The organism is Amycolatopsis sp. (genome assembly GCF_035276945.1).
Taxonomy (GTDB): Bacteria; Actinomycetota; Actinomycetes; order Mycobacteriales; family Pseudonocardiaceae; genus Amycolatopsis_E.
Window position 1 is genome coordinate 1 of the sequence record NZ_DATELF010000050.1, and the last position, 14,573, is coordinate 14,573.

Genomic DNA, 14,573 nt, shown 5'->3' on the forward strand with positions numbered 1-14,573 from the left:
GCAAGACCCGTCGCGAGGCCATCCGCTGCCTCAAGCGCTACATCGCGCGGGAGATCTACTACTTGATCACCGATCCGGCACCCACGTCGAGCGGCCAATCAGAACCCGCCGCCGCTTGACATCCATAGGGGCATCTACGGCCGGGTGCATGAGGACGGCACCCCGGTCGACCCGGCGGCCTATGACTATCGGCGGGCGGCGCGGGACGCGGTGCACTTCTCCGCGCTGATCGATCGGTGGTGGCAGAACCTCCGCCGAGTCGTCGGCTGGGACGTGCAGTACTTCGCCACCGTCGAACCCCAGAAACGCACCGCACCGCACCTACACGCCGCGCTGCGGGGATCGATCCCGCACGAGGTCATCCGCCTGGTCGCCGCGGCGACCTACCACCAGGTCTGGTGGCCCAACCATGACCACCTCGTGTACGAAGGCGGCCGGTTGCCGGTATGGGAACCGCGGTCAACGTCCTTTGTGGACCCCGACAGCCGGGAACCGCTGACGGAGTGGGATGACGCGCTGGAGGCCGTCGAGGAACCGGCACATGTCGTGACGTTCGGGCGGCAGGTGCATTCCAAGGGCATTCTCGGCGGCACGGAGGAGGCGGGGCGGCACATCGGTTATCTGACCAAGTACCTGACGAAATCCACGGGTGAAGTGGTCGAGGCCACCTCGGCGAGGCAACGGGAGCACCACGACCGGTTGCACGCCGAGCTGGCCGTCACGCCGTGCTCGCCCCGGTGCGCGGTCTGGCTGCTCTACGGCATACAACCCAAAGGCGCCAGCTCCCGCACAACGCCGGGGCACTGCAAGGGCCGGGCACATCGCCGGACCACGCTCGGCCTGCCCGGCCGCCGGGTGCTGGTGTCACGCAAGTGGTCCGGCAAGACGCTGGCCGACCACAAGGCCGACCGGAAACGGTTCGTGCGAGACATGCTCGCGGCGCTCGGCATCGTCAAACCGGAACAGGACCCGGCCCGGCTGATCTGGCGCAAGCTCCAGCCCGGCGACCGGGACGCGCCACCTCGGGCGCATCTGCTCATGCGCGCCATAGCCGAACGCATCGCCTGGCGCGCCGAGTACGACCGGGCGTTACTCGCCGCCGCGGGACCACCCGGCGACGGTCCAGAAACTTCGGCAATTCCACACGCAGCCTGACGACCTGGGGAGACAGTTTGCACAACGTGAGCAAGTTCGATCGGCTCTGGACCATCGAGGACGTCTCGGACTACCTCGGTATTCCGGTCAAGACGCTCTACGACTGGCGTACGCGGGGCTACGGGCCGGTCGGCAAGCGGGTGGGCAAGTACGTGCGGTACCGCGCGGCGGATGTCGTGGCGTGGTTCGAATCGCTTGAAACTGGTGCGGCCTGAGGGGAGCGGGGATGGGGCGTCCACGGTTGCCGGTGGGGACGCACGGCAAGATCAAGGTGAAGAAGGATGGGACGAGCTGGATGGCTTCGTGCCAGTTCCGGGACGACGGCGTGGTGCGGAAGGTTCGGGCCTGGGCGGACACGAAGGACAAGGCGGCGAACAAGCTTCGGGAGAAGCTGCGGGACCGCAAGATCAGCTCGGGCGAGATCACGCGAGACAGCAAGGTCGTCGAGGTCGGCCAGAAGTGGCTGGATGAGTTCCGGGAGCTGGTCGAGCAGGGCGTCCGAAGTGGAACGTCTCTGGACACCTACGTGCACCGGTGGGAAACGCTGGTGAAGCCGCGGTGGAGGGGCTGAGCATCGCCGAACTGCATGCCGGCCGGGTCGACCGAATCCTTCAGGACGTGAATACGTCGTTGTCGACCAGTTCGGCGAAGACGTGCCGGGCCATCTTGTCCGGGCTGTGTGGGCTGGCAGTGCGGCACAAGGCGATGGACACGAACCCCGTGAGGGATGCTCGGCCGGTCGAGGCGGGCAAGCGGAAGAAGAAGCCAGCGAGGGCGCTCACGGTGGATGAGGTGCTGGACATCTTCGCCAAGGTCGACGGCGACGAGATCGCGCGGCGGCAGGACCTGCCGGACATCATGCGGTTCTACGGCGGTACCGGGGAGCGGACCGGTGAAGCGATCGCGGTGCGCTGGGAGAACATCGACTTCGCGGCGAAGGTAGCGCGGGTCGAGGGCAACATGGTGCGCACGAAGGCGGAAGGGGCCAAGATCAACGAGGGTAAGACGGCGATGGCGGAGCGAGGCATCCCGCTGGCTGACTGGCTGGTGGACATGCTTCTGGATCGGCGGGTGCGGGTGGCGGCGGAGGTCGGCGTGGAGCCTGAGGAGTTGACGGGGTGGGTGTTTCCGAACTCCAAGGGCGGCCTGCGCGAGACGAGCAACCTTCGCCGGGATTGGCGGGCCTTCCGCGACCGTCACAAGATCGGGGACTGGTTCACGCCCCGGACGTTCCGGCGGACCGTGGCTACTCTGGTCACGGACGCTCTGCCAGCTCGGGAGGCCGGTGACATGCTCGGGCACTCGCGGGTGTCGCAGACGACCGATACCTACGTCGGCCGCAAGGCACCCTCGCGCAAGCCGGCGGATGTGCTGGGGATCCTGGGCGGCGAAAAACGGCAGTAAAACGGCACCAAGATCAACCCGGGTCGAGCCCTGGCGCTCTGACCAGGCGGTGTGGTGGGGCGCCTGGGGCTCGAACCCAGAACCTACGGATTAAAAGTCCGCAGCTCTACCAATTGAGCTAACGCCCCGCGCACGTAGTCTATCGAGGCCTGGGAGGGCCAACACCCGGGGTCACCCTGGTGCGAGCCTACGAGGTCCGGTGCTCGGGGTGTGGGAGGTCTTCTTGCGCAGTCTCGAGGCCCCGCTCTAGGACGCGATCACCAGGCTCGAGCAAGGGAACGGCCAGGGCTGACCAGGCGGTGACGAGCCGCTCGCTCTTGGTCAGCGGGACCGGCCGGTGTCCCTTAGAATTTGCAATCGTGACATCGGGAAGAGGGGCGGCCGCCGGGCGGCTGGGTGAACTCGAGCGCGCGGTGATGGACGTGCTCTGGGCGCGCGGGGAACCGGTAGCGGTACGGACTGTGCACGCCGACCTGGCCGAGCGCGGTCTCGCTTACACGACCGTGATGACGGTGCTCACCCGGCTGGCCGACAAGCACATCGTGCGGCGTGAGCGATCCGGGCGTGCCTGGTTGTATTCGCCGACCGCGGGCAAGGCCGACTACGTCGCCGAGTTGATGTTGGACGCGCTCGCGTTGACGGGGGATCGCGGTCTGGCGCTGGCGCGGTTCGCCAGTTCGGTGAGTTTCGACGAGGCCGAGGCGTTGCGTCAGGCGCTGGCCGCCCGGAGCTAGCGACGGGCGGTGCGGCGCAGCCAGAGCAGGCCGATCACCGGCAGGACCAGCGGAATGAACAGGTAGCCGCGGCCGTACACCGACCACACCGTGGCCTGCGGGAACGCCGCCTGGTCGAAGACACTGAGGGTGCCTACCGTCAACACGCCCAGAAACTCGACGGTGCAGGCCACCAGCGCCACCCGCCACCAAACCCGGCCCGAGCGCGCCAGCGCGACTGTCGCCAGGACGTAGACCACCGCCGAGAACGCCGACAGCAGGTAGGCCAGCGGCGCCTCGTGGAACTTCGTGGCGATCTGCACGCCGGCGCGTGAGGTCGCGGCCAGTGCGAAGATCGCGTACACCGCGACCAGTACCCGGCCTGCCCCGACTGCCGTCTTCGGCTCGGCCACCTCTTTCTCAGCCATGCGTTCCGCTCCAAATCTGGTACAGCCGCAGCACCATCACCGGGATCGCCACGCACGCGATGCCCAGCACGACCGTGCTCGACCGGCTTCGCTCGGCGAGCGCCCACACCGTGCCCGCGGGCAGCACGAGCAGCGAACCCACCAGGTACGCCAGGTAGGTGGCCAGGCTGGCCGGGCGGTTGCCGGTGAACAGCAGCACGACGCCGATGACCAGCTGGGCGACCAGCAGCACCTCGACCACGGCGAGGGCGGCCAGCAGGGGGCGCTCGGGTGCCCGGCCTCGTGCCGCGAGCAGGAAGCTCCACGCGGCGACGAGCAGCGACGCCAGCGCGACCGCCACCGAGAAACCCGTGACCACCCGTCCTCCGATAGCAGTCATTCGGCGTAGTGCCCTTCAATTACTACTTGACGTAGTATAGGAGCCGGGGAGAGGCCTTCTTTTGATGGGGCCGTTTGGTCGGCCGCTCTGCTCCATTCGGCGGTGTAGCGATTGCTCGCCGTTGGGGTGAAATTAACTTACTGGTTAACAGCATGATCATTTACCGGCTCCGGTTTCCGATTATTCTAGAACTTCGCTGACCTGTGCGCTTGTCGTTTTCGGATTTGGTTACGCCAACGATCGGGTGGTCAACTTGGTCGCCGGTCAGACGCACAGTTTTCATACTTTCGGGTAGTACTCCATTCTGCCTACACCTGGCCTCCGAAAAGAACCCCCGGATTGGCGGATGGATGACACCCACGCGAGTATGAAGGAATAGATAGGGAATTCGAGAAGAAGTGTTTCGGCCCAGACCATGCCGGAGCAGGGGAGGAAGTCATGGATCTCCGCTATGAGGAGTTCTGCTTCGCCGACCCCGTTTTCTTTGACCTGCAGCGGAAGCCGGAAAACCCAGGTGACGAGTTCGCCGCGGAACTCCCGGAGCCGCCGGACGACTGGCGTTCGCTGGACCGCGGCGTGTGGCGCCACCTGCAGCCGCCGGCCCGTGAACTGCCCGGGCAGGGCTGGAAGATCCACGTTTCCGCGACGATGGGAAACGCCGGCCGGGTGCTGGGCGCTGTTTGGGCGTACTGCGTCGCGCGGGCGGTCCCGTTCAAGCACCTGCGCACCAGGGGGATCTTGCTCTCGCGGAACGCGAAATACGCGGCCAGGGACGCCAGCGGCAAGCTCGTCACTATTTATCCAAGTGACAGCAAGGAGCTGGAGAGGGTTCTTCAGGATCTTTCCGACGTGCTGGCCGGCGAGCCGGGGCCCTACATTTTGAGCGATCTTCGTTACGGCGACGGGCCGCTGTATGTTCGTTACGGCGGGTTCGCCGAACAGTGGGTCGAGGCCGAGGGAAGGCGTGTTCTCGCGATTCGTGATCCACAGGGTGACCTGGTGCCCGACAAGCGCGGCCCGACCTTCCAGGTGCCGGAATGGGAACCCCTGCCGGACTGTCTCGCGCCGCACTTGTCCGCCCGCAAGACCGGCGATCCGGGCCAGTTCGCCTACCAGGTGGATTCCGCGCTGCATTTCTCCAACGGCGGCGGGGTCTACGCGGCGACACGCAAGTCCGACGGCAAGGAGCTCGTGCTGAAGGAGGCACGCCCGCACGCAGGCCTCGACCGCGACCATGTCGACGCGGTGGCCAGGCTTCGGCGGGAGCACCGGATCCTCCGGCGACTCGACGGAATCCCGGGGATACCGCAGGTGTACGACCTGTTCACGTTCTGGGAGCACACCTTCATGGCGATGGAGCGGGTGAGCGGGATCCAGCTCGGCTCGTGGCTGGCCCGCAACTACCCGCTCACCCGGCTGGAACCGGACGCCGGCGCCATCGAGCGCTACACCGAGCGCGCGCTCGCACTGGTGGACAAGATCGAACGGTTGGTCGGCGCCATCCACGACCGAGGTGTGGTGTTCGCGGACCTGCACCAGCTGAACATCCTGGTCGACGAGGACGACACCGTCTCCCTGATCGACTTCGAGCTTGCCTTCGGGGTCGACGGCCCGGGCAAGCCCGCGCTCGGCGCCCCCGGGTTCCGTGCTCCCGCCGACCGCGCGGGATTCGAGATCGACGAGTACGCGCTCGCCGCACTCCGCCTGTGGATCTTCTTGCCGCTCACCTCGCTGCTGGAACTCGCACCGGGCAAGCTGCCGGGCCTGGTCGACTTCATCCACCGCAGGTTCGACCTGCCCGCCGAGTACACCCACGGTGTCCTGAAGGTCCTGACCCCGCGAAACGCCGCACCGCCCGCCTTTTCGGCGGAACTCGGGAAAGCGGAACCGGACTGGACGATGGTGCGCAAGTCGATCGCCGCCGCGATCCTGGCCAGCGCCACTCCCGACCGCACGGACCGGCTGTTTCCCGGAGACCCCGACCAGTTCACCGTCGGCGGCGCATGCTTCGGGGTCGGTGCGGCCGGCGTGCTGCACGCGCTCGCCGTCACCGGTGAGGGCCGGTATCCCGAGCACGAGCGCTGGTTACTCGACTACCTGCGGCGCGAGCCGTCGCACCGGCCGGGCTTCTACGACGGCACGCACGGCATCGCCTATGTGCTGGAGAACTTCGGCTACCACGACGAGGCCGCCGAACTGCTCGCCGCGTCGGCCCGGCTGGTCGAGCAGACGACCGAGCACAGCCTGGACACCGGCCTGGCCGGGATCGGGCTCAACCTGCTGCACTTCGCCGGCGTCCGGGCCGACCGCGACTTTCGCGAGCAGGCTGTGGTGATCGGTGCCCGGCTGGCCGCGGCCCTCCCGCACGCCGCGCCGCCGGGCGCTTTCGGCCGGTCCGGCCTGCTCAGCGGCTGGTCGGGCCCCGCGTTGCTGTTCGTCCGGCTTTTCGAGCACACCGCCGACTCCGCCTGGCTGGACCTCGCGGACCAGGCGTTGCGCCGTGACCTCGAAGAATGCGTCCAGACCGACGACGGCTCGCTCCAGGTTCGTGACGGCGACGCGCGGACGCTGCCCTATGTCGCGATCGGCAGCGCCGGGGTGGCGATGGTGGCCGAACAGCTCGCGGTGCACCTGCCGGACGCCGAAAGCGCGGCGAAGCTGCCCGGGCTGAGGCTGGCCTGCCGTGGCGAGTTCGTCGCCCATCCCGGGCTGATGCTCGGCCGGGCGGGGTTGCTGACGACGCTGGCCATGGGCAGGCATCGTGGCCACGACGAAGGCGCCGAACGGGCGATCGAGCTGCACCTGTCCCGGCTGGCCTGGCATGCGATGCCGTTCGGCGGTGGGACGGCGTTCCCCGGCAATCAGCTCGCGCGGCTTTCGATGGACTTCAACACCGGTGGCGCCGGCGTGCTCGTCGCGCTCGCGATCACCCTCGACGGTGCCGCCGCCCTGCCGTTCTTCGGCGGTGCCCCCCGGACCCCGGTCGGCTGAGACCGGTGGAAATGGAAACTGGAGAAAGGACAACCAATGGATATGGTTCTCGACCTGCAGGCCATGTCGGCGCCCGAGGGCGGCGGCGGGGGCGGGGGCGGCAGCACCACCGCGAGCAACGCGAGCCTGCTGCTTCCGTGCAGCCACAGCACCGTCAGCCTGCTGGCCTGCCAGCAGCGCGCGGAGGACTGAGCTGATCAGCGAGTGAGTGGGGGAGCGGCGCAGGCCAAGTGCGCCGCTCCCATCCACTCATGGTGACAGTAACCACGCGAACGGGACAGTCCCAGTCGTCTTACTCTCCGGTCGCGCCGGAGCCACGAACTCGACCGAACGTAAGCCGACCTACGTTCGGGATTCCGCGTCACGTTCCGGTCGGATTGGTATCTGTTCGCACAGTCAGGGACAAGCATGCGCAACCAGGGCGACCGTCTGCTGGCCGAAGCGGCCCGGTTGGATCGCGCGCGCGTGGTGCTGGTCGTGCTCGGCATGTCCTTGGCCGCCGGGGCCGGATTGCTGCTCCCGAACGCCTTGGCCGCCGCGGTCGACTCGGCGATTTCCGGCAGGCTGAGCTGGCCGAAGGTGCTCTGGCTGCTGGCCATCGGGGTCACCGAGATCGTCGCCAACGTCGCCGCCGGGGTCCTCACCACGAAGGTCACCAGCCTGGCCACGGCCTGGCTGCGCCGGAAACTCGCCGACCACATGCTCGCCCTGGGGACCAGGTTGTCGTTCGCGCCCGGCGACGCCCTGAGCAGGCTGACCGGTGACTGCTTCAACGCGGGCTCGATCGCCTCCGTGCTCGTGGGCCTGGGATCGGCGGCGGTCACGTCGATCGGCGCGATCGCCCTGCTGGCCGCGCTCGACTGGCGGCTCGCCGTGGTCTTCCTGGCCAGCGTACCGGTCGCGCTGCTGATCGCCCGTTCCCACATCCGCCACACCGCCGATGACGTGCTCGCCTACCAACAGGTTTCCGGCGAACTCTCGGCCCGCTTGCTGGACGCGGTCCGGGGCCTGCGCACCATCGCCGTCTCCGGTACGGCCGAGCGCGAGGCCGAGCGAGTGCTTCGCCCGCTGCCCCGGCTCGGCGCGGCCGGCACCGGAATGTGGCGGACCCAGGCCCGCATGGTCTGGCGGGCGGCCCTGTTGCTGCCCGCGGTCGAACTCGCCGTGCTGCTGGCCGCCGGGTTCGCCGTGCTGGCCGGGCGGATGACGGTGGGCCAGGTGCTCGCCGCACTCGGTTATGTCGCGCTGGGCATGGCGCTGGTCGGTCAGATCCCGCAGCTCACCACGCTGGCGAGGATCCGATCCTGCGGAACGCGGATCGCGGAGGTCCTGGACACGCCGGTGCCTGGCCCGGGGGCGCGCGGGGTGTCCCCGGGACCGGGCACCGTCGAACTGCGGGAAGTGACCGTCCCCGGCGCGCTCACCGACATCGGGCTGACCGTTCCCGGTGGCGCTTTCCTTGCTGTGGTGGGCAGATCGGGTTCCGGAAAGTCCACTTTGGTCAATGTGCTCGGCGGGCTGCGAGCTCCGGAACACGGCCAGGTCCTGCTCGACGGTGTCCCGCTCGCCGAGTTGCGGCCCGAGGAACTGCGCACCGCGGTCAGTTACGCGTTCGAACGGCCGGCCCTGATGGGCGCGACGGTCGCCGACGCGGTGGGGTACGGCACCTGGGCGAATGAAGAAGCGGTGCGTGGCGCGTGCCAGGCCGCGCAGGTGCACGACCTCGTGGTCCGGTTGCCCGAGGGCTACCGGACCCCCTTGCGAGAGACTCCGCTGTCCGGTGGTGAAGCACAACGTCTCGGGCTCGCGCGCGCATTCGTGCGCAGCCCCAAGGTGCTGATCCTCGACGACGCGACGGCCAGCCTGGACACCGTGACCGAGTCCATGGTGGACAGTGCCATCGCCGGTGCGGGCTGTACCAGGATCGCCGTGACGCACCGGGCGGTCACCGCGAGCCGGGCGGATCTGGTGGCCTGGCTGGAAAACGGCCGCCTGCGCGCGCTGGCCCCCCACGCGAAGCTGTGGACGGATCCCGGCTACCGAGCGGTGTTCGGGTGAAAGGTTACTGGGCGACGCTGGCCGCGCAGTGGCGTGGCGGGCTTGCCATGCTCGGCTGTTCCGTGCTGGAAAGCGTGCCCGCGTTCTTCTCGGGCCGGCTCGTGGAACTGGCCGTGGACCACGGCTTCGCGGCGGGTAATCCGGGCGCGGGCGCGGCCTACCTGGCGCTGTTCGGCCTGGTCGCGCTGATCGGGGCGGTCGGCTCCCGGCTGGTGTGGCAGTTGCTCGCGGGTGTCGTGGAGCCGATGCGGGACGCGCTGGTCACCTCGGTCGTCCGTGGGGTGCTGCACGACCCGTCGCCGCCGCGGAACCAGCCGGACGCGAGCGGCGTCGCCCGGATCACCCAACATGTCGAGGTGGTCCGCGACGCGACCGGCGGATTGCTGGTGCAGGCGCGTGGCATGCTCGTGACCACCGCTGGTGCTCTGGCCGGCCTGTTCACCGTCGCCGGTGCGCTGGCTTGGCTGGTCGCCGTACCGGTAGTCACGGCGATCGTGTTGTTCGCGTGCCTGCTGCCTGCCCTCGCGCGGCGGCAGCGAGCGGTCACGCTGGCTGACGAGGCGACGTCGGAGGCGGCGGGCGGGGTGCTGGCCGGCATGCGGGACGTGGTCGCCTGCGGTGCCGAATCCGTGGCCGCCCTGGCCCTGCACGACGTCGTGCAGGGCCAGGTGACCGTCGCGATGCGGATGGCGAAGGCGGCCGCGCTGCGCACGCTGGTCGTGTCGATCGGCGGGTTCGTGCCGTTGTTGCTGGTGCTCGCGGCCGCGCCGGGTCTGGTCGCGTCCGGGCGGATGACGGCGGGCGCCGCGTTGGGCTCTCTGGTTTACCTGGCTTCCACCATGCAGCCCGCCTTGCAGGGCTTGGCTTCGACGGCGAGCACGGTGGTGCTGCGGTTGCTGGTCGCCCTGCGCAGGCTCGCCGAGGCGGCGCCGGTGCGGCACGAGCGGCCCGGCGGGGGCGAACCGGAGGACGAGACGATCAGCGTGCGCGGGTTGACCTTCGGCTGGGGACAGCACGCCGAGCCGATCGTGCGCGGGCTCGACCTGCGACTGCGCGCCGGTGAGCACTTGGCGGTCGTCGGCCCGAGCGGGATCGGGAAGTCCACTTTGGCCGGCCTGCTGACCGGCCTGGTGCGGCCACAGGCCGGGCAGGTGCTGCTCGGTGGGGTGCCGGTCGATCAGGTGCGGCCCGCTTCGCTGCACCGGATGGTCGCACTGGTACCGCAGGAGACCTACGTGTTCGCGGGGACGGTGCGGGAGAACCTCGCGCTGTTCACCCCGGCTGCGACCGACGAGCACCTTGTCGACGCGATGCGCGCGGTGGGCGCCGAGGATCTTTTCGGACGGTTGGGTGGTCTGGATGCCGAACTCGGCCACAGCGCTTTGTCGGCCGGAGAGGCCCAACTGCTCGGCCTGGCGCGCGTCTACGCCAGCCCAGCGCGGGTGATCATCCTCGACGAGGCAACGTCGAACCTGGACCCGGTCGCGGAGGCGAGCGCAGAAAACGCTTTCTCCGCCCGTGGCGGCATTCTGGTCGTCATCGCCCACCGCCTGTCGGCGGCGGTGCGCGCCCACCGGGTGCTCGTGATGGACGGGCGCGCGACCCTGCTCGGCAGCCACCGCACCTTGCTCTCCGAGTCCCCCCGCTACGCGGCCCTCATGAACGCGTGGACCGATCAGGTCGCGGCCTGACTCACCACAAGGTCACCGAGCGCCGCAGGATCCCAGCCAGGTCGTCCTCACTCGGCGTCCGGGGAGCCGTGGCGAGCAGGCGCTGCTGCTTGACCGTGCCCTCGACGAGACCATCCACATCGGACTCCGAGTAGCCGACCGCGCCGATCCCGTTGGGAATCCCGATTCTGCGCAGGAGCCTCCGCAGCACGGTCGGCAGGTGGTCGGCATCGTCGGCGGGCCGGTCCACATCCGGGCCCAGCAGTTCCGCCACCCGCAGATGCCGTTCAGGCGCGGCGGGGAACGTGAAGCGGAATGCCTCGGGCGCGGTCAGCGAAACCGCCATCCCGTGGGGTATGAGAGGGACCCCGGGCGGATACCCGTCGGGCACGAAATCCCTTACCTGTCCGGCGATCGGATACGCGTTCGCATGCGGGATGTGCACACCGGCGTTCCCGAACCCCATGCCGGCGAAGGTCGCCGCGAGCGACAGGTTCTCGCGCGCCCGCACGTCCTCCCCGTTCTCGACCGCGGCGGCCAACGCGTCGCGCAGCAACATCAGGGCGCGCTCGGCGAACATGTCGGCGATCGGGTTTGCCCCGCAGTAGGGCACCCGTTGCTCCGGCCGCTTGCGCTCGAATTCGGTGTAGGGCTTCGCGGTGTAGCTCTCGGCCGCGTGGCACAGGATGTCCATTCCGGTGGCCGCGGTGACCCCGGGCGGCGCGCTGACCGTCAGCCGAGGATCGACCACGGCCAGCGTCGGCCGCAGCCGTGGATGGCTGATCCCCGTCTTGACCCGCAGCGACAGCACGTCCAGCACGCAGACTGTGGTGCTCTCCGAGCCGGTTCCGCTCGTGGTCGGCACCGCGACCAGGGGCTTCAGCGGCGAGCCCGGTGCCCGCCCGCCGCCGACCGGCGGGTTGACGTAGTCCATCAGCTCACCGTCGTCGCTGGTGAGCAGGTTCACCACCTTCGCGGTGTCGATAGTCGAACCACCGCCGACCGCGACGAAGGCGTCCCAGGGACCGCTGCCACGGGCGTGGTCGACGGCCTTGCGCATGCTCACGTCGGTCGGCTCGATGTGCACGCCGTCGAAGATCTCCACGTGCAGCCCGTACGAGACGAGACTGTCGGCGATCCGCCGGGGCCATCCGGTCGCGGCGACGGCCGCGTCGGTGAGCACCAGAACGCGCTGCGCGCCCGCCTGGACCAGGTCGTATCCGATTTCCTCCGCGGCGCCCGGCCCGTACTTCAGCGCGGGCGCGCCATAGGTGAAGACGGTTTCGCTTGTCACTCTTTCGAGCTTAGGTGGCTACTCTCTGCCGTATCAGCCGCCACCTCCGTGATGATCTCGTCACTTGACCGGGTGAATGAACGCTGCTTACCTTGAGCCATCACCACGCACGCGCAGAGTTGGACCGTCGCCCAGACGGCGCTCCGTATCCTTGTCGACGCCGGGGTTCGGCGCGCCTATACGGTGCCCGGAGGCTGCTTCCTCGAACTGCTCGACGCCTGTCAGTTCGAGCCGAAGATGACCCTGGTCACCACGCGGCACGAGTCGGGCTCGGCCTTCATGGCCGAGGCCGAGGGCAAGCTGCGCGACGTGCCCGCGCTGCTGCTCGGCACCCGTGGCCCCAATGCGATGAACCTGCTGGCCGGCGTGCACACGGCGTTCGAGGACGAGACCCCGATGGTGGTCATCCTCGCTGATCGGCCCGCGCTCAACCTCACCGGTGGCGTTCCCGACGAGCGCGACCTGATCGAGTTGTTCCGCCCGTACACGAAGTGGGCCGCGAAGGCCGACAAGGCGGTCGACATCCCGGACCTGGTGGCCGAGGCGCTGGAGGAGTCGCAGACCGGCCGCCGCGGACCGGTCGTGTTGTCGGTGCCCCCGGACTTCTGGGTCGCCCCCTACGACGGCCCGGTCCCGGTGCCCGACCTGACGCCCGACCGCTCGGGCGCCCTGCTGCGTTCCGCGGACGAGGTCGCCGCGTTGCTGGCGGATTCCCGCTACCCGGTCGCGATCGCGGGCAGCCGGGCCCGGCAGGCCCGCGACGAGCTGATCGCCGCCGCCGACAAGCTCGGCCTCGCGGTGTACAACGCGTTCCGCAGGCAGGACGCGTTCCCGGAGAACCACGCCCGCTATGCCGGTCACCTCGGCATCGGGATTCCACAACGGCAGCTCGACGCGCTCGACCGGGCCGACCTGGTGCTCGCGATCGGGGCCAGGCTGGACGATGTGACCACGCAGAACTACCGCTACCCGCTGCCCTCGCAGACCCTGGTCGCGGTCGGGACCGGCCTGTCCAGGACTCCGCGGCGGGGGCTCACCTTCCGCGTCGAAGCCGAGATCGGCCCGTTCCTGCGCGAGCTGTGCGCGGTCGCCGAGCCGCGCGCCCGGCGCAGCTCCGCCGCGAACGCGGTCACGCACACCTTCATGACCCCGCCGGACACCCGCGGCAGCCCCTTCGTGCATCCGGCCGACGTGGTGCGCGCGGTCCGCAAGGTGGTGCCGGAGAACGCCGTGGTCACCAGTGACTCGTGTCCCTTCGCGGGTTTCGTACAGCGATACTGGTGTTTCACCGAGCCGCACACCCAGCTCGGTCCCGCCGACCGCGCGCTGGGCTACGCCGTGCCCGCCGCGGTCGCCGCGAAGCTGGCGTCGCCGAAGCGCGCGGTGGTCGCCATGGTCGGGGACAGCAGCATGCTGATGACCGGGCAGGAGATCGAGACCGCGGTGCGCTACCGAACGCCGGTCATCGTGGTGGTGGCCCAGAACGGCCTGTACGGCGAGATCGCGATGCATCAGGCGCGCACGCACGGCCGGCTGTCCGGGGTCTCGTTCAGCCCCGTGGATTTCGCGTCCTGGGCACGCTCCTTCGGCGCCGCCGGGTACACCGTCCAATCCCCCGAACAGCTCGAGCCGACGATCAGCCGCGCCCTGCACCACCAGCGGCCGAGCGTGATCGACGTGCGCACCGACCCGGACGTGATCAACCCGGATGTCCGGCTGTCCACGCTGTTCCCCGTCGACAGCCGGACGAACTGACGGCGGTGTGGCGGAGCCGACTTGGCGCGGCCGTCCAAAGTGTGCTGTACTGGTGGTGGTCTCAAAGCTTTTGTGTTCGTGTTAGCCCACGCTCGCAAGGTTTAGCGGGCGTAGTGGCTCCCCCCACTCCGGGGAAGGCAAACCGTCTCGCGAAGGCCCGGAGCACCGCAGCGGTGCCCCGTTTGTTTGCTGTATTTGGAGAATATTTTCATGGTTCAGGGCACTGTGAAGTGGTTCAACTCCGAGAAGGGGTTCGGCTTCATCACTCCCGACAACGGTGGTGCCGACGTCTTCGTGCACTACTCGGAAATCCAGGGCCGCGGCTTCCGCAGCCTCGAGGAGAACGCGCGCGTCGAGTTCGAGATCGGCCAGGGCCAGAAGGGGCCGCAGGCCACCTCGGTCAGCATCATCTGATCCAGGCTTGCGTCACCGGGAGCCCCCGCTTCGCAGCGGGGGCTCCCGGCTTTCCCCACCCGGATCGCGCTCGCCGGTGGCAGGCCGCCTCCGGGGCCGGAGGACGGTTCGTGGCGCGGAAGTGGGGAGCCGGAGTGAGTGACCGCGGTTCGTCGGCAAGGCAACCGTAAAGACACATATCAATAACGCCTTCGCCAAGATTGGCGTGCGGAATCGGGCGGAAGCCGTGCATTAGGCGTACCAGCACGGTTTTGGCCAGGAGGCGTGCGCTCACTCAGGTGTCTCGGATACCTTCATGCGGGTGGTAGCCGG

General features: G+C 69.0%; 13 protein-coding genes, 1 tRNA gene and 2 pseudogenes. 12 read left to right on the forward strand and 4 right to left on the reverse strand.

The window, feature by feature from the left end:
• Window positions 1–135: 135 nt before the first annotated feature.
• From VJT49_RS08045 to VJT49_RS08060, 4 genes and pseudogenes are all read left to right on the forward strand, one after another.
• Window positions 136–1,155 (forward strand): annotated as a pseudogene (locus VJT49_RS08045) (replication initiator); the annotation flags it as partial.
• Between the two features lie 26 nt (window positions 1,156–1,181).
• Window positions 1,182–1,370, forward strand: coding sequence for a helix-turn-helix transcriptional regulator (locus VJT49_RS08050; RefSeq protein WP_414635869.1), 189 nt, complete (start codon window positions 1,182–1,184; stop codon window positions 1,368–1,370).
• Between the two features lie 11 nt (window positions 1,371–1,381).
• Entirely contained in the window at window positions 1,382–1,726 is a 345-nt protein-coding gene (locus tag VJT49_RS08055; protein ID WP_324164091.1) for a hypothetical protein, read from the forward strand.
• Window positions 1,690–2,559: a site-specific integrase gene (locus VJT49_RS08060; RefSeq protein ID WP_324164092.1), complete on the forward strand. Its 870-nt coding sequence runs from the start codon at window positions 1,690–1,692 to the stop codon at window positions 2,557–2,559. The genes VJT49_RS08055 and VJT49_RS08060 overlap by 37 nt, the downstream gene beginning before the upstream one ends.
• A 52-nt stretch (window positions 2,560–2,611) precedes the next feature.
• Here VJT49_RS08060 and VJT49_RS08065 read toward each other — a convergent pair.
• Window positions 2,612–2,687: transfer RNA gene (locus tag VJT49_RS08065), tRNA-Lys, on the reverse strand.
• Between the two features lie 288 nt (window positions 2,688–2,975).
• Between VJT49_RS08065 and VJT49_RS08070 the strand changes: the two genes are divergently transcribed.
• On the forward strand, window positions 2,976–3,293 hold the full coding sequence (locus VJT49_RS08070) for a BlaI/MecI/CopY family transcriptional regulator (RefSeq protein WP_324164110.1): 318 nt from the start codon (window positions 2,976–2,978) through the stop codon (window positions 3,291–3,293).
• On the opposite strand, the gene VJT49_RS08075 is transcribed toward VJT49_RS08070, so the two are convergent.
• Both VJT49_RS08075 and VJT49_RS08080 read right to left on the reverse strand, forming a co-directional pair.
• A complete protein-coding gene (locus tag VJT49_RS08075; RefSeq protein WP_324164093.1) occupies window positions 3,290–3,700 on the reverse strand; it encodes a hypothetical protein in 411 nt (136 codons plus the stop codon). The genes VJT49_RS08070 and VJT49_RS08075 overlap by 4 nt on opposite strands.
• Entirely contained in the window at window positions 3,693–4,058 is a 366-nt protein-coding gene (locus tag VJT49_RS08080) for a hypothetical protein (RefSeq protein ID WP_324164111.1), read from the reverse strand. The genes VJT49_RS08075 and VJT49_RS08080 overlap by 8 nt, the downstream gene beginning before the upstream one ends.
• Window positions 4,059–4,517: 459 nt before the next feature.
• Between VJT49_RS08080 and lanKC the strand changes: the two genes are divergently transcribed.
• From lanKC to VJT49_RS08100, 4 genes are all read left to right on the forward strand, one after another.
• Complete coding sequence (gene lanKC, locus VJT49_RS08085; RefSeq protein ID WP_324164094.1) at window positions 4,518–7,070, forward strand: class III lanthionine synthetase LanKC; 2,553 nt, start codon at window positions 4,518–4,520, stop codon at window positions 7,068–7,070.
• Between the two features lie 36 nt (window positions 7,071–7,106).
• Complete coding sequence (locus tag VJT49_RS08090; protein ID WP_324164095.1) at window positions 7,107–7,262, forward strand: SapB/AmfS family lanthipeptide; 156 nt, start codon at window positions 7,107–7,109, stop codon at window positions 7,260–7,262.
• Between the two features lie 216 nt (window positions 7,263–7,478).
• On the forward strand, window positions 7,479–9,128 hold the full coding sequence (locus VJT49_RS08095) for an ABC transporter ATP-binding protein (protein ID WP_324164096.1): 1,650 nt from the start codon (window positions 7,479–7,481) through the stop codon (window positions 9,126–9,128).
• A gap of 47 nt (window positions 9,129–9,175) precedes the next feature.
• A complete protein-coding gene (locus tag VJT49_RS08100) occupies window positions 9,176–10,819 on the forward strand; it encodes an ABC transporter ATP-binding protein (RefSeq protein ID WP_324164112.1) in 1,644 nt (547 codons plus the stop codon).
• Window position 10,820: 1 nt separating this feature from the next.
• Here VJT49_RS08100 and VJT49_RS08105 read toward each other — a convergent pair whose 3' ends face one another.
• The gene (locus tag VJT49_RS08105; protein ID WP_324164097.1) at window positions 10,821–12,092 is read right to left on the reverse strand and encodes a hydroxyacid-oxoacid transhydrogenase; all 1,272 of its coding nucleotides are present in this window, start codon (window positions 12,090–12,092) and stop codon (window positions 10,821–10,823) included.
• 99 nt (window positions 12,093–12,191) lie between these two features.
• Here VJT49_RS08105 and VJT49_RS08110 point away from each other — a divergent pair, with 99 nt between their 5' ends.
• The 3 genes and pseudogenes from VJT49_RS08110 to VJT49_RS08120 all read left to right on the forward strand — a co-directional run.
• A complete protein-coding gene (locus VJT49_RS08110; RefSeq protein WP_324164113.1) occupies window positions 12,192–13,847 on the forward strand; it encodes a thiamine pyrophosphate-binding protein in 1,656 nt (551 codons plus the stop codon).
• A 210-nt stretch (window positions 13,848–14,057) separates the two neighbouring features.
• The gene (locus VJT49_RS08115) at window positions 14,058–14,261 is read left to right on the forward strand and encodes a cold-shock protein (RefSeq protein ID WP_324164098.1); all 204 of its coding nucleotides are present in this window, start codon (window positions 14,058–14,060) and stop codon (window positions 14,259–14,261) included.
• Window positions 14,262–14,409: 148 nt separating this feature from the next.
• Window positions 14,410–14,496 (forward strand): annotated as a pseudogene (locus VJT49_RS08120) (LuxR C-terminal-related transcriptional regulator); the annotation flags it as partial.
• Window positions 14,497–14,573 lie beyond the last annotated feature (77 nt).

What these genes read in the sequence shown, in the direction of transcription:
- VJT49_RS08070 (WP_324164110.1), top strand. Translation starts at nt 2,976, where the DNA reads ATGGACGTGCTCTGGGCGCGCGGGGAACCGGTAGCGGTACGGACTGTG.
- lanKC (WP_324164094.1), top strand. Translation starts at nt 4,518, where the DNA reads ATGGATCTCCGCTATGAGGAGTTCTGCTTCGCCGACCCCGTTTTCTTT.
- VJT49_RS08090 (WP_324164095.1), top strand. Translation starts at nt 7,107, where the DNA reads ATGGATATGGTTCTCGACCTGCAGGCCATGTCGGCGCCCGAGGGCGGC.
- VJT49_RS08115 (WP_324164098.1), top strand. Translation starts at nt 14,058, where the DNA reads ATGGTTCAGGGCACTGTGAAGTGGTTCAACTCCGAGAAGGGGTTCGGC.
- VJT49_RS08095 (WP_324164096.1), top strand. Translation starts at nt 7,479, where the DNA reads ATGCGCAACCAGGGCGACCGTCTGCTGGCCGAAGCGGCCCGGTTGGAT.
- VJT49_RS08100 (WP_324164112.1), top strand. Translation starts at nt 9,176, where the DNA reads ATGCTCGGCTGTTCCGTGCTGGAAAGCGTGCCCGCGTTCTTCTCGGGC.
- VJT49_RS08055 (WP_324164091.1), top strand. Translation starts at nt 1,382, where the DNA reads ATGGGGCGTCCACGGTTGCCGGTGGGGACGCACGGCAAGATCAAGGTG.
- VJT49_RS08075 (WP_324164093.1), bottom strand. Translation starts at nt 3,700, where the DNA reads ATGGCTGAGAAAGAGGTGGCCGAGCCGAAGACGGCAGTCGGGGCAGGC.